This is a genomic window from Palaeococcus ferrophilus DSM 13482 (assembly GCF_000966265.1).
Taxonomy (GTDB): Archaea; Methanobacteriota_B; Thermococci; order Thermococcales; family Thermococcaceae; genus Palaeococcus; species Palaeococcus ferrophilus.
In genome coordinates this window covers 130,901-148,173 of the sequence record NZ_LANF01000006.1, presented here as the reverse complement: position 1 = coordinate 148,173, position 17,273 = coordinate 130,901, and the positions used below count along the sequence as shown (strand labels likewise).

General features: G+C 54.0%; 20 protein-coding genes, 1 tRNA gene and 1 rRNA gene. 11 read left to right on the top strand and 11 right to left on the bottom strand.

Features of this window, described 5'->3' with window-relative positions; all coding sequences use genetic code 11:
- Positions 1-61: 61 nt before the first annotated feature.
- Positions 62-736, bottom strand: a complete 675-nt coding sequence (gene pdo, locus PFER_RS02030; RefSeq protein ID WP_048148193.1) for a protein disulfide oxidoreductase — start codon at positions 734-736, stop codon at positions 62-64.
- Positions 737-876: 140 nt separating this feature from the next.
- Here pdo and surR point away from each other — a divergent pair, with 140 nt between their 5' ends.
- From surR to PFER_RS02015, 3 genes are read left to right on the top strand one after another with little or no spacing between them, the layout of a single operon-like run.
- Positions 877-1,551 (top strand): sulfur metabolism transcriptional regulator SurR, encoded by a 675-nt coding sequence (surR, locus tag PFER_RS02025; RefSeq protein WP_048148191.1) that lies wholly within the window; start codon positions 877-879, stop codon positions 1,549-1,551.
- An 18-nt stretch (positions 1,552-1,569) separates the two neighbouring features.
- The gene (locus tag PFER_RS02020; protein ID WP_048148189.1) at positions 1,570-1,773 is read left to right on the top strand and encodes a DUF362 domain-containing protein; all 204 of its coding nucleotides are present in this window, start codon (positions 1,570-1,572) and stop codon (positions 1,771-1,773) included.
- On the top strand, positions 1,770-2,957 hold the full coding sequence (locus tag PFER_RS02015; protein WP_048148187.1) for a geranylgeranyl reductase family protein: 1,188 nt from the start codon (positions 1,770-1,772) through the stop codon (positions 2,955-2,957). Before PFER_RS02020 ends, PFER_RS02015 begins: the two co-directional genes overlap by 4 nt.
- On the opposite strand, the gene PFER_RS02010 is transcribed toward PFER_RS02015, so the two are convergent.
- The 3 genes from PFER_RS02010 to PFER_RS02000 all read right to left on the bottom strand — a co-directional run bounded on the left by PFER_RS02010 (position 2,895) and on the right by PFER_RS02000 (position 5,816).
- Positions 2,895-3,314 (bottom strand): hypothetical protein, encoded by a 420-nt coding sequence (locus PFER_RS02010; RefSeq protein ID WP_048148185.1) that lies wholly within the window; start codon positions 3,312-3,314, stop codon positions 2,895-2,897. The genes PFER_RS02015 and PFER_RS02010 overlap by 63 nt on opposite strands.
- A gap of 21 nt (positions 3,315-3,335) precedes the next feature.
- Complete coding sequence (locus PFER_RS02005) at positions 3,336-4,577, bottom strand: sugar phosphate nucleotidyltransferase (RefSeq protein WP_048148184.1); 1,242 nt, start codon at positions 4,575-4,577, stop codon at positions 3,336-3,338.
- Positions 4,578-4,685: 108 nt separating this feature from the next.
- Positions 4,686-5,816: an ATP-NAD kinase family protein gene (locus PFER_RS02000; RefSeq protein ID WP_048148182.1), complete on the bottom strand. Its 1,131-nt coding sequence runs from the start codon at positions 5,814-5,816 to the stop codon at positions 4,686-4,688.
- Positions 5,817-5,878: 62 nt separating this feature from the next.
- Here PFER_RS02000 and PFER_RS01995 point away from each other — a divergent pair, with 62 nt between their 5' ends.
- Together PFER_RS01995 and PFER_RS01990 are read left to right on the top strand one after the other, a co-directional pair.
- Positions 5,879-6,640 (top strand): hypothetical protein, encoded by a 762-nt coding sequence (locus PFER_RS01995; protein ID WP_048148180.1) that lies wholly within the window; start codon positions 5,879-5,881, stop codon positions 6,638-6,640.
- Positions 6,594-8,012: a DUF402 domain-containing protein gene (locus PFER_RS01990; protein ID WP_048148177.1), complete on the top strand. Its 1,419-nt coding sequence runs from the start codon at positions 6,594-6,596 to the stop codon at positions 8,010-8,012. The genes PFER_RS01995 and PFER_RS01990 overlap by 47 nt, the downstream gene beginning before the upstream one ends.
- A gap of 77 nt (positions 8,013-8,089) precedes the next feature.
- Here PFER_RS01990 and rrf read toward each other — a convergent pair.
- The 5 genes from rrf to PFER_RS01965 form a co-directional block, all read right to left on the bottom strand.
- Positions 8,090-8,211 (bottom strand): 5S ribosomal RNA (gene rrf / locus PFER_RS01985).
- 47 nt (positions 8,212-8,258) lie between these two features.
- Positions 8,259-9,524 carry an alpha/beta hydrolase-fold protein gene (locus tag PFER_RS01980; RefSeq protein ID WP_048148176.1) on the bottom strand — a complete coding sequence of 422 codons (1,266 nt, stop codon included), beginning with the start codon at positions 9,522-9,524 and terminating at the stop codon, positions 8,259-8,261.
- Between the two features lie 62 nt (positions 9,525-9,586).
- Complete coding sequence (locus tag PFER_RS01975) at positions 9,587-10,105, bottom strand: YkgJ family cysteine cluster protein (RefSeq protein WP_048148174.1); 519 nt, start codon at positions 10,103-10,105, stop codon at positions 9,587-9,589.
- Positions 10,106-10,109: 4 nt separating this feature from the next.
- Positions 10,110-10,349, bottom strand: a complete 240-nt coding sequence (locus PFER_RS01970; protein ID WP_048148171.1) for an Lrp/AsnC family transcriptional regulator — start codon at positions 10,347-10,349, stop codon at positions 10,110-10,112.
- Positions 10,346-11,701 carry a signal recognition particle protein Srp54 gene (locus PFER_RS01965; protein WP_048148169.1) on the bottom strand — a complete coding sequence of 452 codons (1,356 nt, stop codon included), beginning with the start codon at positions 11,699-11,701 and terminating at the stop codon, positions 10,346-10,348. Before PFER_RS01965 ends, PFER_RS01970 begins: the two co-directional genes overlap by 4 nt.
- A gap of 468 nt (positions 11,702-12,169) precedes the next feature.
- Between PFER_RS01965 and PFER_RS01960 the strand changes: the two genes are divergently transcribed.
- From PFER_RS01960 to PFER_RS01950, 3 genes are read left to right on the top strand one after another with little or no spacing between them, the layout of a single operon-like run.
- The gene (locus tag PFER_RS01960; RefSeq protein ID WP_048148167.1) at positions 12,170-12,883 is read left to right on the top strand and encodes a phosphoribosyltransferase family protein; all 714 of its coding nucleotides are present in this window, start codon (positions 12,170-12,172) and stop codon (positions 12,881-12,883) included.
- Entirely contained in the window at positions 12,880-14,064 is a 1,185-nt protein-coding gene (locus PFER_RS01955; protein ID WP_048148165.1) for a V4R domain-containing protein, read from the top strand. The genes PFER_RS01960 and PFER_RS01955 overlap by 4 nt, the downstream gene beginning before the upstream one ends.
- Entirely contained in the window at positions 14,064-14,513 is a 450-nt protein-coding gene (locus tag PFER_RS01950; protein ID WP_245612405.1) for a hypothetical protein, read from the top strand. Before PFER_RS01955 ends, PFER_RS01950 begins: the two co-directional genes overlap by 1 nt.
- On the opposite strand, the gene PFER_RS01945 is transcribed toward PFER_RS01950, so the two are convergent.
- Positions 14,510-14,950: an Lrp/AsnC family transcriptional regulator gene (locus tag PFER_RS01945; protein WP_048148163.1), complete on the bottom strand. Its 441-nt coding sequence runs from the start codon at positions 14,948-14,950 to the stop codon at positions 14,510-14,512. The genes PFER_RS01950 and PFER_RS01945 overlap by 4 nt on opposite strands.
- Before the next feature lie 73 nt (positions 14,951-15,023).
- Between PFER_RS01945 and PFER_RS01940 the strand changes: the two genes are divergently transcribed.
- Together PFER_RS01940 and PFER_RS01935 are read left to right on the top strand one after the other, a co-directional pair.
- Positions 15,024-15,101 (top strand) — tRNA-Arg (locus PFER_RS01940).
- A gap of 99 nt (positions 15,102-15,200) precedes the next feature.
- Positions 15,201-16,115, top strand: a complete 915-nt coding sequence (locus PFER_RS01935; RefSeq protein WP_048148162.1) for an LEA type 2 family protein — start codon at positions 15,201-15,203, stop codon at positions 16,113-16,115.
- Here PFER_RS01935 and rnhB read toward each other — a convergent pair.
- Positions 16,096-16,767: a ribonuclease HII gene (gene rnhB / locus PFER_RS01930; protein ID WP_048148160.1), complete on the bottom strand. Its 672-nt coding sequence runs from the start codon at positions 16,765-16,767 to the stop codon at positions 16,096-16,098. The two genes, PFER_RS01935 and rnhB, sit on opposite strands and share 20 nt — an antisense overlap.
- Before the next feature lie 138 nt (positions 16,768-16,905).
- On the opposite strand from rnhB, the gene PFER_RS01925 reads away from it, so the two are divergent.
- Entirely contained in the window at positions 16,906-17,115 is a 210-nt protein-coding gene (locus PFER_RS01925; RefSeq protein ID WP_048148158.1) for a hypothetical protein, read from the top strand.
- The last annotated feature ends 158 nt before the right edge of the window (positions 17,116-17,273 follow it).

The following is a 17,273-nucleotide window of genomic DNA, read 5'->3' as shown; positions in this document are numbered from 1 at the left end:
CCTGACATTATCAACCTCTCAAGAACAGGTTGGAAATTTAACAAAAGTATGAAAAAGGGATTCACTCGAGGGCAGCGAGAAGCTTCTCGAGGAACATCTTCTCCGGGTAAGCACCTTCGAACTGGACCTTGTCCTCGCCGTCAACCATTATGACGACCTTCGGGACGGCCATGACCTTGTACTCGTCGGCCCACTCTGGGTACTCGATGGCCTCGACCATGTCGCCGAGTATCTTGCCCTTGCCCGCCTTGGTGTTCTCAAGGGCGAACTTGTGGGCCATCCTGACCGCCATCGGGCAGTAGGGGCAGGTCGGGGTGACGAAAACGAGTATCCTTACGTCCCTCTCGACGTTCGCTATGGCCTCCTTGGTGTCGGGGGCGAGGTCGGTGTTGCCGGTGCTGACGTCAACTATGTCCTCGAGGAATGCCCCAAACTCATGACCTGCTGGAAGGCCAAAGAAGCGGACGCCGAAGTCCTCGCCGTTCCTGGTTATCACGGTTGCAGGCGCGCGGTCAACGCGGTACTTCTCCGCGAGCTCCTTCTCCGCGTCGAAGTCGTGAACCTCGTAGGTGACCTTGTCCGAGAGCTCGCTGATCTCGGCGAGTATCTGCTTGAGCTGGTCGCAGTACTGGCAGTGCTCCTTTCCAATGAAAGCGATAAGCTTAACCGGCTCCTCCAGCTTTGAGAAGAACTCCTCCTTAATTACCTTCTTGTCTCCGTCGCTAATAAGTCCCATTTTCCCACCTCCAAACTAAAGGTTTATAACGTTTTATGCATGATTTCTAACCTGGAGTTTAACAAATTTCAAGTTTGCAACCAAAGGTTAAATTGAACACTATATAAACCTTACGTCACAAATCTGGGTAGGTGGGGAACATGTCTGAACCCGATATATTTTACGTGCTTGGTAATAAGGTCAGGCGTGATTTGCTGAGCCACCTCACGTGCAGTGAGTGTTACTTCAGCTTCCTTAGCAGCAAGGTTAGCGTCTCCTCAACGGCCGTGGCCAAGCACCTTAAGATAATGGAGCGTGAGGGCATCCTGGAGCCCTACGAGAAGGATGAACACTTCATTGGGCCCGCTAGGAAGTACTATCGCATAAACATCGCCAACACCTACGTTACCACAATCACCCCCAACCTCTTCTGGTACGAGAACATAGACCTTAGGGAAGGGGGTAAAAAGGGGGACTATGAAATAAACCTCTCCAAACTCCCCGAGGAGCACGGGGATATAATCTCGATGGTGAAGGCTTTTCTCGAGGCAAACGATGAGTTGAAGAAAATACTCGAGGCCCTCCGGGACGTTGAGGCTTACCGCGACGGTCTGACAAAGCTTCTGAAGGAGCGCTATCTCTCTGAAATCGGGGACATGACCCAGCTTGCCATACTCCACTACCTCCTGATAAACGGCGAGGCCACCGTGGACGAGCTCTCCGACAGGCTCAACATGAAGGAGAGGGAAGTCCTCGCCAAGGCGCAGGAGCTGAACAGGTTTGTGCCGTTAAAGATAAAAGGGGAGGTTATTGAGATTGACAGAGCCTCACTATAATCATTAGAGGTGTCAAAAATGCCCGAGAAGATTAGAATCGTCGTCAACGAGGATAGGTGCTACCTCTGCGGTGGCTGTGCCGGCGTCTGCCCGACGCTGGCGATAGAGGTTCACTCAAGCGGATGGGAGTTTTTCCAGGACAAGTGCATAAGCTGCAGGATATGCATCAACGCCTGCCCGGTTGGGGCTTTAAGTGCAGAGCCCCTGGAGGTGAAAGAATGAACTGGAAGTACGACGTTGTTGTTGTCGGCTCTGGAATAGCCGGGCCGATCATTGCCAGAAACGTTGCTAAAGCCGGTCACTCGGTTCTTCTCATTGATAAGAAGCCCGCCATAGGCACGCCCAAGCAGTGCGCCGAGGGCATAAGCATAAAGGTGTTTGACAAGTACGACATCCCCTACGATAAGAGGTACATCAACCGCGAGATCTACGGGGCGAAGCTATACTCCCCGAGCGGCCACGAGCTCGAGCTCAGGTATAAGGAAGCCAGCGGCGTAATCCTCGAGAGGAAGGTCTTCGACAAGATGCTGGCTTATTACGCCGCTAAAGCCGGTGCAGACGTTCTCGCGAGGACGGAGGCCCTCGATGTCATAAAGAAGGAGGGCAAAGTGGTTGGAATCAAGGCCAAGCACGAGGACGAGCCGGTTGAAATTTACGCCGAGGTAATCGTGGCAGCGGACGGCGTTGAGAGCACAATAGCCAGGAAGGCTGGAATAAACACCTACGCTCCCCCGCACGAGTTCGACTCATCCTACGAGTACGAGATGCTCATAGAGGGCTACGACCCTGACTTAATCCACCTCTGGTTCGGCAACGAGGTCGCCCCAAGGGGTTACGTCTGGGTCTTCCCGAAGGACGAGGACAGGGCGAACGTCGGAATAGGCATTAACTCCGACAACCCGCAGACCGCCAAGTACTACCTCGACAAGTGGCTCAAGGAGAACAACATTCCAGCAAAGAAGCTCCTTGAGATAAACGTCGGCGTCGTTCCGGTCGGCGGCTTCGTCAAGGAGCTTGCAAAGGACAACGTGGTGGTAGTTGGCGATGCAGCGAGGCAGGTCAACCCGATGCACGGCGGCGGAATGGCCGAGGCGATGGAGGCTGGAACGATAGCGAGCAAGTGGATAGTCAGGGGCCTCGAAGAGGAGAACCTCTCACTCCTCCAGAACTACACCAAGGAGTGGTGGGAGACCGACGGAAAGAGGCTCGAAAAGGTTCTCAAGGTCAGGAAGGTTACGGAGAAGCTAACGGACGAGGACCTTGATCTCTTCATCCAGGTGCTCAGCGGTGCAGACGCAGAGAAGATAGCCGGCGGGGACTACGGGGAGGTCATCAAGGCGCTCCTAAAGCACCCGAAGGTCATCCTGAGCAAGCGCAGGATTTCCCTCCTCAAGGAGCTCCTCTAACCTCTTCTTCATTTCTCCTGTTAGCCCCTCAGGGCGGAGCGTCCTCACCATTAGTCCGAGCTCCCCGGATATGAACTCATCCAGCCAGCCGCCGAGGGAGAGGTTTTTGAACGGATACACCACCCAGAGTTCCCGAAAGCCCGCCCTGTGGGCTTTAACGGCGTTGTACAGGACGCGCTGCTTTATCCACTTGTAGGAGTTTTCAAACTCCACCGCCAGCAGGGGCCTTCCGGCCATGAGAAGGGCGACGTCAACGCGCGTGCCGTCCCTTGTTCGATACTCGGGAACGGCCTCGAATCCCTTTCTTTCCGCCAGAATCATGAGCTCCTTCGTTAGTCCTTTGACCCTGATGGCCATCACCCAAAAAGAGTAGAAGGCTCAGAAGAGCCACTGGTTTTCGATACACTCATCACAGGGCGGCTTCTCTCCCGCTATGGCCTTGAACTTCTTGTAAATACACTCAGGAAGTCCGAGAGGGCAGCGGTCCGGTGTGAGCTCTGGCCTGACTTTGGTGGGGTCGAGCTTGAGCTTTATCCACGCCTCATACTCCTCGACCTTCTTCCACGGGAGAACCTTTGCCCCGTAGATAACGAGGTTGTCGTGTATCTTGGCGTAGTCTCCGAGGACGGCGTTTTCCTTGATTATAACGTTCTTGCCAACGATGACGCCCTCGCCGAGGATGCTGTCCTTTATCTCGGCCCGGTCCTTCACTATATCGCTCCCTATGAGTATCGAGCGCTTGAGGTACGCCTTTTTCTCGACTATGGTGTTGGGACCGATGTAGGTGTAGGCTTTTATCTTTGCGCCTGGCTTTACCCTTGCCCCACTGTCAATGTAGACCGGCCCCTGTATCTCCACATCTTCAGCTACTTCAGCGCCCTCCTTTATCGTGTAGTATCCGTTCTGCTTGGTTATCTCGTCCAGGGCTATCTGGTGGGCGTAGAAGAGGTCCTCGGGCGTTCCGAGGTCAACCCAGTAGGTCTCCCTGGGCATGAGGTGTCCGTAAACCAACCCCTGGCCAACGTACTTGGGGAGTATCTCGCGCTCAAAGTATACCTCCCTGTTCTTGGGAACGTCCTTGAGGATCTCCTTGTTCACCACGTAGATTCCGGCATCTATGAGGTTCGTCTTGGGCCTGTGGGGCTTCTCCTCGAAGCCCACCACCTTTCCGTCCTCACTGAGCTCCACAACACCGTACTTTTCTGGGTCATAGACCTTCGTGAGGGCCACGGTCACTAGCCCATCGTTCTCCCTATGGGCCTTGATGAGCTCCCCGTAGTCGAAGTTCGTGAAAACATCGCCGTAGATCACCAGAAACTCGTCGCTCACAAACTCCTCAACGTTCTTGAGTGCACCGCCCGTTTCGAGGGGCATGGGGTCGTTCACGAAGCGTATGTCCTTGGGGTAGTCCACCATCTCAGTCTCGATGAACTCCCTGATTTCGCCGCGCATGTAGTGAACTGAGAGTATAATCTCGTCAACCTCGTCAACCTTCTGGAGGGCCTCGAGGATGTAGCCGAGGTTCGGTTTTCCGAGAACAGGCACCATTGGCTTTGGCCTCGTTGAGGAAATCGGCCTGAGCCTCGTTCCAAATCCGCCGGCAAGAATAACCGCTTTCATGACATCACCATTTTACACTAAAAGTTGGAAGCTTATATATTTTACGGCCATTAAATATGTCCCATTATGAACAGAAAGAGAAGGATGTCCGCTTATGTCCATCGCGCCCTAGATGACCTTCACCATGCGCTCGGCCCAGGGGCTCACCCTCACCCTCATGTAGCCCCTCAGCTTTTCGTCCACTTCTCGGTCGCCCGTGTAGACCCTTATCACTCCTCCCCTGAGCTTTGAGGGCGTTGCCACGACGATGATGTTCTCCTTGGGAATGTGCCTCAGAACCTCGGCCGAGAACTGCTGGTTGCCGCGTCCGAACAGGAAGCCCAGCCCCCCAATGACGGTCACTATGACCTTTGGTCTTCTCTCGATGAAGGCCAGCAGATCCCTTTCGGAGACGTCCTTCACTAAAAGCCTCGCCTTTCCATCGTTTATCTCCACGACGTCAATGCCCAGGAGGGTTCCGTTTATCCCGAGCCGCTCCTTGATCCTCTTGAGGGTCGAGCCCGCCCCGAGGAAATACACACCGTCCTCGAGTTCCTCAACGAGTGCCTCCGCTATCGCCTCAACCTCTTCCTCCTCGTCAACTTGGGTGGGCTCCTTGGCCCCCTGCACCAGCAGCTCAACGTAGGGAGTGAGGGCCTTTCCGTAGTGCCTTGGCCTCACCTCATCCCTCCTGTAGGCCTCCTCGTCGAGGTCCATAACGTCCCGCTCCACTACCCTCGCGTTTCCCTTCATGAACTCAACGAGTATGAGAGCCGCGTTTTCGGGAGATGCCGCGAAGACGCCGGAGAACATCTTGACCCCTGTGGGAATTCCGAGGATTGGAACGGCCCTGTCAACGGCGCTGAAAACGTCCCTTGCCGTACCATCGCCCCCCGCGAAGAGCACCATGTCTACTTTCCCCACCATCGTCCTTGCAAGGGTTTTCGTGTCCTCACTTGTGGTGTCGGGAATCCTCACACCCTCGACCTCGCGGTGGCCGATTTTACGGTGGGGGATAACCTCGAACGGGAACTCAAAATCCCCGAGGACTCTCTCACCCATGCCGTCGGGCCCCGTTAGGAAGCTCACGTCGGAAGCCTCTACGTAGTGGGTCAGCTCGTGAAGAAAGAGTCTCGCCACCTCCTCCGCTACGGGTCTAGCTCCCCTTCTAATCGCCTCCTCCACAACTCCGTCTGTTCCCTTGAGGGCGACCTTCCCGCCCATCCCCGCTATTGGGTTGATTATGAAGCCTATCCTCATACTTCCTCCCCCGGGCGAAAAGTAAAAGTACCTCTTCCCCTAAAAGGATTTGGGTGGGAGCAATGGAGATTTCTGAATTAAGGGAGATGGTGAAAAAAGCCTCGTTCCTCCACAAGGAGTTTGAGAAGAGGTTCGCGGCACTTCTAGAGGCCGGCCCCTCATCGCGTGTTGAGGAACTCGCCCCTATTCTCAGGGAGATTCACGGTATAATCGAGGAGAAGTTCTTCCTCTCATCGGAGATATACCGCGCCGCGGCCCTCTACGGGCTCGCGGATAACGCGAAGGAACTCCAGAAGAATGAGCACCAGATGAAGTTCAGGGTTGAGGAGACCCTATCCGCCCTCGGACACGCCCTTGAGAGCTACAGCGAGAGGGCGAAGTTCAACACCGCAATCCAGAGGCTCATCCAGTTCTACAGGATATACGACTACTCCGTGACCACGGCCCTTCAGAACCTCAGTGCGGACGTTGAGGGTCTCGTCCTCATAGGCGAAAGCGAAAAAGAAAAAAAGCTTCCCTCCGGAATACTCCAGCGTATAGAGAAGGTTGATGAAATAGAGGCCCGCTTCGAAAAACTGCTCCACCTGACGTATCACCTTTACACTCACCCCTCATGGGTTTACAAGGTTGAAGAGGCCCTCAGGGAGTGGCACTCCATGGGGCTTCTATGGGTTGAACCCCGGAACGTGGAAAAACTAAGCGGAACTCCTTCGGAGGACATACTGGAGGGCTTGACGCTCATTGGTGTTGTGGAAAGACGAAAACGGGGTGGTGAAAGTGTCTACAAACTCAGAGGTTTCGGTGAGGATTCGAGGAATATATAGCACAGCACTTACGAAGTTGCTCCTTGACAGGGGCTTTAAGATAAGCCAGCCGAGCAAGAAAATCGCCGAGAGGCTTAACCTCGAGAAGAGCTACGAGGACTTCGACGTGGACATCTACGACAAAAAGGACGACCAGGGAGTTATTTTAGTCGGAACAAGGGTTGAAGACGTTAAAAAGGTGTTTGAGGAGGAGCTTATAGACGTTTTCTTTAGGAAGATGCCCTACCAGCTCTACGGCATCTACAAGGGCATAGTGGTTAACAGGGACGAGAAGTACATATACGTGGACATAGGCGACGCAATAGGCACGATGCGGATAAACGAGCTTCCGGATGCGGTGGAAGGGGACGAGGTGCTCGTCCAGGTCAAGAAGTACAACGTCCTGCCCCACCTGAGCCCGAACCTTACCATACCCGGTGACTACGCGGTGCTAATACCAAAGCCCGTGGGGGCTCAAAAGCACGTCAAGATTTCCCGCAAGATAAGGGAGAACAGCGAGCGCGAGAGGCTCAAGATACTCGGGCTCAGCATAGACCTCGGGGAGTGGGGCATACTCTGGAGAACGGCTGCTGCCTACAAGGACTGGAACCTCCTTAGGGACGAGCTCATAAACCTTTCAAAGCTCGCGGACAGGCTCAAAGAGGCCGAAAGCTACTCCGCTCCCGCCAAGATTATCGAGGGGCGGAACATATACGAGGTCGAGTTTGGAGGAGGGGCCAAAAAGAAGCTCGATGAGGTAAGGGACAAGGCGGTTCCCACCATAGAGGGCCACCACCAGTTCAAGGCCTACGACCCGGAGTTCAGCTTCGCGGTGGAGATAGCCGAGAGCATCCTCGCGAGAACCGGCGGAAGGGCCAAGGTAAGGGAAGGCTTTATTGAGGCAGTCGTTAACAACAAGGGGCCCAAACCCGGCTGGCTCTTCCACCTCGAGCACGTCAAGCCCGATGGGCAGAAGGTTCGCATAGGGCCGGGAGAGGTAATGGAGGTCTCCCTCAACCCGCTCCGCGTCGTCTTCAAGAGGCGCCTGAAGCCGGGCAAGTTCTACGACGGCCTCGAGATGCCCATAGAGAACGGCGACTACGCCATAACGGAGATAGAGGAAGGAAAGTGGTGGTTCAGGCACTCCTACTACTCGAGGAACGGCGAGCTAAAGGGTGAGTACTACAACATAAACACTCCCATAGAGCTCTACCCGGACAGGGCCCGCTACATAGACCTCGAGGTGGACATAGTTAAGTGGCCCGATGGAAAGAAGGAGATCCTTGACAGGGAGAAGCTTGAGGAGCACTACAACGACGGCATAATAAGCGAGAAGCTCTACAGGGCTGTTCTCAAGATAACACAGGAGATTTTTGAGCGCGTGGACGAATGAACCCTTTTCTTTAACTTTTAATACTTTTAATTTTGACAGCGTCTTTTGTAAGGAAGAAGTGTTGGGAGAATTTGGGAGGCCAGCGGCGTCCCCGGGTTCCCGCCCCCTCTCGGAGGGCAGTACAACCGGGATCGCTGGCGGGCTTAACTTCCGGGGTCGAAACGAGTCCGGGTGTGACCCCGCCGCTATGACCGCCGTGCCGATGCATACTCTCGGTCATTGGTTTATAAAGTTTGCGGTTGGGGCTCACCCCCCGAAGAGCCAGAGCACAGCGTTGGGGAACCGTCTGCCCCAGTGGTACTCGTTGTGCGTGGCTCCCTTGTCCTCCACCACGAGAAGGTTCTCCCCCTCGACGTAGCCCTTCTCCCTCAGTATCTCCACCATCTTCTCGTTCGTCGCTATCATCTCGCCAGGGTCGTTCCCCTCGAGGGTTCCCCAGTCGATGTAGATCTTCTCTGGGCCGGTGGTATCCCTCACGAAGTCGTATATCTCCGGGTTGAACCAGAAGGCCGAACTCATCGCCCCGACGTAGCGGAAGGTCTCCGGATAGGCGAAGCCCGCGTAGACCGCCATCAGGCCGCCAAGGGAAGAGCCCATTATCCCGGTCTCGTTGGGAACGGTGCGGTAGTGGGAGTCGATGTATGGCTTAAGTGTCTCGACTATGAACCTCACCATTGCGTCGCCCTCGCCGCCTCTGCCGTATTCCCTGTTCACCCAGGGGGCGTACTCATCTATCCTCTTGTCAGCGCCGTTGTCTATGCCGACGACGATTAGGGAGAAGCCGCTCTCGTTGTAGAGCCTCTCGAGAGTCTCGTCGACGCCCCACTCGCCCGCGAATGAAGTTGCACTGTCGAAGAGGTTCTGACCGTCGAACATGTAGAGGACGGGGTAGTGTCTGCCGGAAGTGTTGTAGTCGGGCGGTAGGTACACCCATATCCTCCTCGTCCTGTTGAGCTGAGGGATGAGCATCTTGAAGGTCGTCACGTTCCCGGTTATAGTGTGCTCGCCCACTCCGACCTCCTCCACGTAGTCCCTCCATTGATAAACGGTGAACTCGTAGGTTCCGCTCTCTTCAACCACCATCACTCGGTTGGGGATCTCCTCGCCGTTCTTACCCTTCTCAACCTTCTCCCAGGAGCCGCGCGTGAACTTGAACTCTATCTTCTTCCCGTAGGGGAACTCGAGTGTTATCTCCCACCTTCTGTCGTCGCGCTTCCTCAGTCTGTACCTCTCGTCGCCGGGGTTCCAGCGGTTGAAGTCGCCCGCTATGTATATCGAGTCGTTCTCGGGGGTATAATCTGGAACCGAGACGATGAACGTAACTTTGACGGTCCCCTCTGTCGTCATAGTGGGGGCAGGTGTTTCAGTCGTTGTCTCTTCTCTGGGAACCTCGGTGGTGGCGGTCTCTTCAGGGGTCACGGTTGTTGTGGTGGATGGACTCACGGGTTTCTCCCCAACACATCCTGCACTCACAACTAAGATGGCAATGAGAATGGGGATTATTCTCCTCACACCTTTCCCTCCTTTCTAATTAAAAACACAATTGCATAATTACATAATAAAACAAAAAGCTGTCACGCTCGTTGCCCGACCATTGCTCCATGGGACTTCATCTTCCCCCTGTATTCCTCCACCACCTCGCCGAAGTACTCCTCAATAAAGGCTTCGTCAACGGGCCGGCCCTCTTCGTGGCCTATACCCGGACACTCAACGTTCCTGACGTAAATCTCGAGGACGTTCCCGTGCTTGACGAGGAGGAAGGGATAGAGACGGCAGGCGAGGGGGCGGTGGGGGTAGATGGCGCACTTCCCGTCCTCCCGGAGGAAGGGGCAGGCACCGTCGAAGGGGCGCTTTTTGAGGGCGTAACCCACGAACCTGTCTCCGCGGTAGAACATCTTCTCATAGTCCACGAACTCCCACGTGCTGTAGCCGAGTTCCTCTATCCTCGTGATGTCCTCGTCCCTCAGGGGAATGTCGAGCTCCACACAGCATTTGGCACAGTCGTCGAGGCACTTAAATTTAAAGTTAGGGTCGAACTCCACCCTTCCCGTGTCGAGGTAGATGGTGGCCACAAGGGACTTCGCGTCCCTCAAGGCATCACCCCCTGTAGGAGCTCGCTATCAGGGTCTCCGTCATTTCAACGTTCTTGACCTTCCTAAGCACGTGGTCGTGGAAGTCGTCGAGCTCCTTTATGCTCCCCACTTCGACCCTTAAAACCACGTCGTACTCCCCGTAAACCCTGTAAATCTCCTTGACCTGGGGAACCTCCTTCAGGGCGTTGTATACCTCTTCTTCCTTTCCGGGTCGGACGACAACCATAATGAAAGCCTCAATCATATCCCAAACCCCCCGAAGTTCATTCCACCAAACTTCTTGGCTAGGCGGGAGAGCTTTCTCTTGTTCATGCTCTTGAAGAACTTCTTCATCTGATTGTACTGGTTCAGCAGGTCCCTCACATCGCTCACAGAGGTCCCGGAACCGCGGGCGATGCGCTTTATGCGGGAGTAGTTTATAATCTCTGGTCTCTCCAGCTCCTCCTCCGTCATGGAATCCATAATGACCTTAAACTTCTTAAGCCTTTGCTCCCCTGCCTGAAGGAACTCATCGGGGACGGAATAGCCGAGTCCTGGAATCATCTGCATAATCTGCTTGAGCGGCCCCATCTTGCTCATGGCCTCGAGCTGTGCGTACATGTCGCGGAGGTTGAACTTCCCTTTGAGGAACTTCTCCATGTCCTCCTCTTTTATCTCCTGCTCCTTGCTGAGCTCCTCGAACTTTTCCAGGAGCCCCTGTATATCACCGAGACCCAGGAGCCTTGAAACGAAGCGCTTTGGATCAAAGGGCTCTAAATCCTCCACGCGCTCGCCCACACCTATGAACTTTATCGGTGCTCCCGTGGCAACCACTGCGGAGAGGGCTCCACCACCCTTGGCGCTTCCATCAAGCTTCGTGACGATTATCGAGCCTATGGGAGTTGCCTCCTTGAATGCCTGGGCCTGGCTGTAGGCCTGCTGACCGATGGTGCCGTCTATGACGAGTATCACCTCGTGGGGATTCACAACGGAGCTTATCTCCTTCATCTCCGCTATGAGCCCGGCTTCATCCTTGTGCCTTCCAGCGGTGTCCACTATGATGACATCAACGCCCTTCTCCCTAAAGTGGGCGACACCCTCCCTCGCGAGCTTCACAGCGTCCTTCTCCTCCGGGTCACCGAAGACCTCGATGCCGAAGGGCTCCACGAGCTGTTTGAGCTGGAAGTAGGCACCCGGCCGCCAGGTGTCGGTACACACCAGGCCCACGCGGTAGCCCCTCTTCTGGAAGTACCGCGCGAGCTTCGCTATCGTGGTGGTTTTACCCGAACCCTGAATTCCAACGGTGAGCAGGATTGTGGGCTTCTCTTTTATCTCAATCTGCTTCGCTTCCTTCCCGAGGAAGTTCGTGAGCTCTTCATAGACGATGTGGATTATGTGCTCTTTCCTCGATATTCCTGGAGGGAGCTTCTCCTCAAGGGCCCTCTTCTCTATCTTCTTCGTCAGGTCGAGAACAAGGCGGACGTTAACGTCGCTCATTATCAGGGCCCTCTGGATGTCTCGTATGACCTCCTTGATGAGCGCCTCATCCACAACGTTTGACCTCGCGAGCTTTTTGAGCGCGCTGTTAAGGGCCTTTCCGAGGTTTTCAAGTGCCATTTTCACCACCTGATTAAAAAGGGGCCCGGCAGTTTATAACCCTTAGCAATGTGGAATTTCCCTAAAATGTGCGCATTTTGAGAAAAAAGTTCCTTTAAACTCTTTTTTCTTGAACAAACATGTTCATTAAGGCTAAAAAGTTATCAGCGGGCATTTTTTATGGTTAGAATGCCTTTTCATGGTCATCTGGCCCTGTAAAGGTGCTGAAAAAGCTTTTAACCTAAAAAATACCTGTATATTACGGAGAGACAAAAAAGGAGGTGAGATAATGGAGTTGCTGGTCATGCTTTACGGTTACATGGCGGAGAGGGACTTGAAGAAGAGGGAGAAGCCTCTCGTTGAGGAGCTCGAGTTCCTCAGGGAGTGAAGACAACGAGGGGGGTTTCTTTCCATTTATCCACGCTCTGGGTAAACCGAAACCTATTTAAACATTTTTTTGTCAATCTTCTTCCCAAGGAGGGAGAGAGAATGAGCCAGCTCGCGGCAGTTAAAGAAAAATTAAGGCTTTTAAGAATACTTAAGCTGTTAAAAAAGCGCTATACTTACGAGGAACTCTCAAAAATCACAGGATTGCCCATCACAGTGCTCAACAGATACGTGAGGGGTAAGGTGCTCCCAAGCAGCAGACGCTCAAAAGAACTCCTTGAGCTGCTGTCACCCTACATAAACATCGAGGAAGAGGTTAAGCGGAGAATAAGGTTCGATGAGCGCGGTCTCTTTGATAATATGGCGGTGCTCAGTGACACTGCCCTCATGAGCCTCATCGCGGAGAACGTTGCGGCCAGATACATGGGAAAGGATGTGGATAAAATCCTCACCGCCGCAACGGACGGGATACCCCTCGCCGTCCACATAGGCAACGAGTTGAACGTTGACGTCGTCTACGCGAAGAAGAAAAAGGAGGTCGGTATCGAGCGCTTCTACGAGGTCAACTACGTCCCCAGTGCCTCGGGAACCGTCTCCACGCTGTACCTCCCGTACTGGGCCCTCAAGAAGGGGGATAAGGTCCTCATAGTGGACGATGTCATAAGGAGCGGCGAGACCCAGAGGGCCTTGATAGAGATGTGCCACCAGGCCGGGGCAAAGGCCGCTGGAATGTTCTTCCTCGTTGGTGTTGGGGACACCATAGACAGGCTCCATGAGGAGTATAAAATTCCCGTAGAGGTGGTTGTTCGCCTATGACCGTACTCCGTACGGGAATTGGAAGGCTTGATGAGGTGCTTCGCGGGGGTGTCCGCGAGGGATACCCCATACTGTTTACGGGTAGCTTCCACGATGACAACGTTATCCTGATGCACCAGTTCGTTAAGGCCCTCCTCAAGCAGGGAAAGAAGGTCCTCCTCGTGGAGTTCAGACAGGACATAAAGGGGCTCAAGAGATGGCTCAAAAACTTCGGTGTGGATTACAGCAACTTTGAGAACGTCAAAATCCTCGATGGTTACACAAACCTCTACTCCCCCACCCCAATCTCGGGCCCGGGGGTGCTCTCAAATCCTCGCGACCTTCCTATTACCACCGCGATAATCCGAGACGAGCTGGAGAGGGGAAAGTACGACTACCTGGTGCTCGATGACCTCTCCGTGCTCTACGCCATGTCCATCATAAAGGAGGAGTTCATCAGGATAATGGTCCGTTTTATAAACACACTGCAGATATCGGGGATTCCAACCGTAACATCATTCACAACCTCCCTCGCCTCCCAGTCGGAAGGTACGCTAATATCCATCCCCTTCGGGTATATAGTTCACGTGGATACGCAGAAGCACAGAGTCTTCGTTGAGAAGGCTCCCCACCCCATAAGCTCTGTCAACAACTTCCGATACGTCAGGACGGAGGAGGGAATAATCCCGGCGTGGGAACTTTACGAGAGCGTGGAGAGGATAAAGGAGGCACTTCACCTGGACGATGAGGGTATCCTGTGGCAGGAGGACGTTAGGATTCAGATTATAGACGAGTCCTCGGAAGCTTCCCTCCTGGAGAGCATCATCGAGTACCTCGGCTACGATAGGGCCAAGGACTTTCTGTACTTCTGGGGCGTCAAGGACGCCGAGGAAGTGGCGAGGGTTGATAAGGCTACCTATAAGAGTCTTAGGGAGTCGCTTGAGAGGCTCGCCCACTCCACGAAGATCAGCGGCGGTGGGGTGGTCGAGGTGCCCCTCGTCGAGGACGACGTGGTGGTGGTCAGGGGCAAGAACCTATTCCCTAGGATGCCCAACTTTGGAAAGGCCGTCCACTGGCACGACGCGGGGTATATCACGAGGATTGTCGAGGAGTGGGTGGGAGGCAAGTGGAAGGGTGAGGAGGTTAAATGTGAGGCCAAGGGCGACCCCTACTGTGAGTTCGTCGTAAAGAGGGTGGAGTGATGAAGTGTCCCATCTGCGGCTTTGAAGGCAATCTCGAGAGCCACCTGAGGGAGCACGTCCACATCCGGAGGGAGCTAACTAAGGAGGAACTTGACGAGCTCCAGTTCATGGACAGGTTCATGGTGTACGGTGTTCGCGGAAAGAGCGTGATGGTGGAGACGAAGGCAGAGGAGCCCTTCGAGTTTCACTGCAGCAGGGAGGACTGCGGCGAGGAGATAGTTCTTAGGGGTGCAATCAGGGTCGTCGAGTTCAGCGAGTACGTGATTGTGAAGGCCATGACGATGGGGGAGGTGCACCGCTTCGCCGAGTTCGTTGAAGAGTCGCTCCAGGACAAGCCCCTCATCTTCGAGGGAGATCTGAATGGAAAAAAGGTTAAGTTACCGGCGGAGACCATGAGGGACTTCTCAAGAAGGTTTCTCAGTATGGAGGGCTCTTACTACGTTGTCTAGACCTCGATGCGCATATCTTCCTTAACTATTTCCATGGCCACGTGGGTCGTGGTCTTCTCCACCCCCTCAATGCTCAGGAGGGACTTCACAAAGGCGTTCATGTCCTTCCTGTCCCTGAACTTCGCGATGATTATTATGTCGTAATCTCCCGTTACGTCGTAAACGCACGTGACGTGGGGATCCTTTGCTATGCGCTTCTCAATCTCCACTATCCTGTTTCCCTGGGCCTGGATGCCGATTATTGTCGTGAGACCGTAGCCGGCTTTCTCGTAGTCTATGATGGGGAGAAAGCCCTTCAGAATCCCTCTCTCCTCAAGCTTTTTTATCCTGTTATGGACTGTGCCAACGGCTATTCCAAGCTCCCGGGCCATGTCCCGGTAGGAAATCCTCCCATCTTCCATCAGCATGTTGAGTATCTTCCTGTCTATCTCGTCCATACCACTCCCCCTAACTCCTAGAACCGTAAAGCTTAAATACCCTTCTATTTTGAGAGAAGAATGGCCTCGAAGTGGACCGGTAGCCTAGCCAGGATAGGGCATCGGCCTCCTAAGCCGAGGGTCCGGGGTTCGAATCCCCGCCGGTCCGCCAGCTTCTTCCAAATTTCTCCCACGATATAGCTTCTCGACCCTTGTTGCCGTTCCCAGAAAAAACTTAAATTCTTTAAAAAACAAAACAAAGAAGGGAGTTATGGCGAGAATAAGAAGTCGGCGCACTATCCTCGCACTTATAACAATCCTTCTCATGTTCTCGGCTTATTTGACATATTCCATGACAATTTCCTCCTACGATTCAAACATTGTTGCGCTTAATTCTCCCTTAACTCTGGAGACCTCCGTAAAGGTGAGGAACTTCCTACCCTTCAGCTACACGATTGACTACCCCATGCTGGAGCTCTACGTAAACGACGTGCCCATAGCATACGGGGCGGGCGAAAACACCACGATCCCTGCAATGGGCTCCACCACGGTGAGGGGAAAGGTAGTCATGAACACCGTCGGGATAATCGAAGGGTGGAAGGAGCACGTGAGAAGTGGCGAGAAGAGCACCCTCCGGCTGGTGGTGAGGGGGAAGGCCCTCTACCGCTTTGGTGAAAGAAACGTTGAGCTCTCCGTTGGGAAATCCCTTGAGACCAACATAAAGGATTCGATAGTGCTCGAAAGTGCCAACTTCCCGGAGTGCGACCTTCCGGTTGAGCCCCTGCGGATGACCCTCAACTACGCAGAGCTCGCCGCCCCGGAAAGGGCCACGGAGATAAGGCTCAACGTGTTCGTTACCAATCCGAACAACGTGCCCGTTGACCTCAGAGGCATCCACTACCGGGTGTTCTTCAACGGCGTGGAGGTTTCGAGGGGAGAGAAAATATTCACGAGGAGCTTCGACGCCAACGAGACTCAGAACATGCTCATCGTCGCCTACGTTGACAACGCAAGAATACCCGAGCTCTTCCTAAACCACCTGCAGCACGGGGAAAAGAGCGAGTTTGAAATCTACATCTACGGCTGGATTTCGGTCATTGGTTCCCCCGCCGACTGCAAGCTGGCCCGTGTTAGGGGGAAAGTTGAGAGCAACTTCCTTGAGCTCATCAACGCAAAAAGTCCGTGAGTGATTTTTGGACGGGTTCTTTCGGCCTCAGACTTTCCTCGAGCTTCCTGAGGGTTTTCCATGTGCGCCTCACTATCGGGGGGAAGTCACCGTGTTCCCTGAAGTACTTGATAAGGAACTCCCTCGTCCTTGGGTCGCTCGGATACCCGCTCCCAATCTCGCCGTACTCCTCCTTGAGCCTCTCTATCTCCCTGTCCCTCGTGACCTTGGCGAGGATCGAGGCCGCTGAAACGGGGGGGTACTTGTCGTCGGCCCTGTGCTCCGAAACTATTCTTGGCTTGAAGTTTAGCCTCTCCCCTATGAGGTCGCCGAAGCGCTCCTCCTTGACATCCGCGGCGTCAACGTAGAGAACCTCCGGCTTCACGCGGAGGGAATTTAGGGCCTTTATGAAGTTCTCAATCTCGAACTCGTTGAGGGTTCCCGTGCGGGAGTCAATCTCCTCGGGCCAGAGCTTGAGGATGACGTAGTCGTCGAGGATTTCCGTGAGCTTCTCAAAGAGCTCCTCCCTTCTGCGCGGGCTCACCTTCTTCGAGTCCCTCACGTTGAGCTCCCTCAGCTCGTCCAGCCTCTCCTCGTCCACCGTTACGGCGCATATGACCATCGGCCCGATCACGGGCCCCCTTCCAGCTTCGTCTATTCCCCCCAGCTTCATGGGCATCCCGGGGATAGTAGCCCTTCGCTGTTAAAAGCTTTGGCCCCACTATATCGGCATATGACGATATCATGTTTAACGTGTGACGATTAGAAAGCTTTTTATATCATTACGTGGTATATATGATTGGTGATGGGTATGACAACGGTGGTTAAGAGGGATGTTAAAAAGTTTATGAAGGAGATAAAGCACTATTACGACGATGTTTGGAAGCTTCCACAGAGCCCGTACCTGAAGAAGCCCGATTTCGTCGTGGTGGACCCTAAGACCGGCAAAAAAGTCAAGGTCAGCTTCGTCTCGATGGACGACGGTGAGGTCGTCAGCGTTGTATACGATGAGCTAAGCTGAATTAGGCATTCGTCGAAATTCCCTGCGGGGACGCTTTTATATTACCCCTCCCCGGCTCGCGTTCTCAGAGGAACACGAGGTAACGGGCCAAATCTCTTTTACTTCACTTCTGTAACGCCTTAAATGGCGGTTTCTTTCCCCCGTTTAGTAAAGGTTAA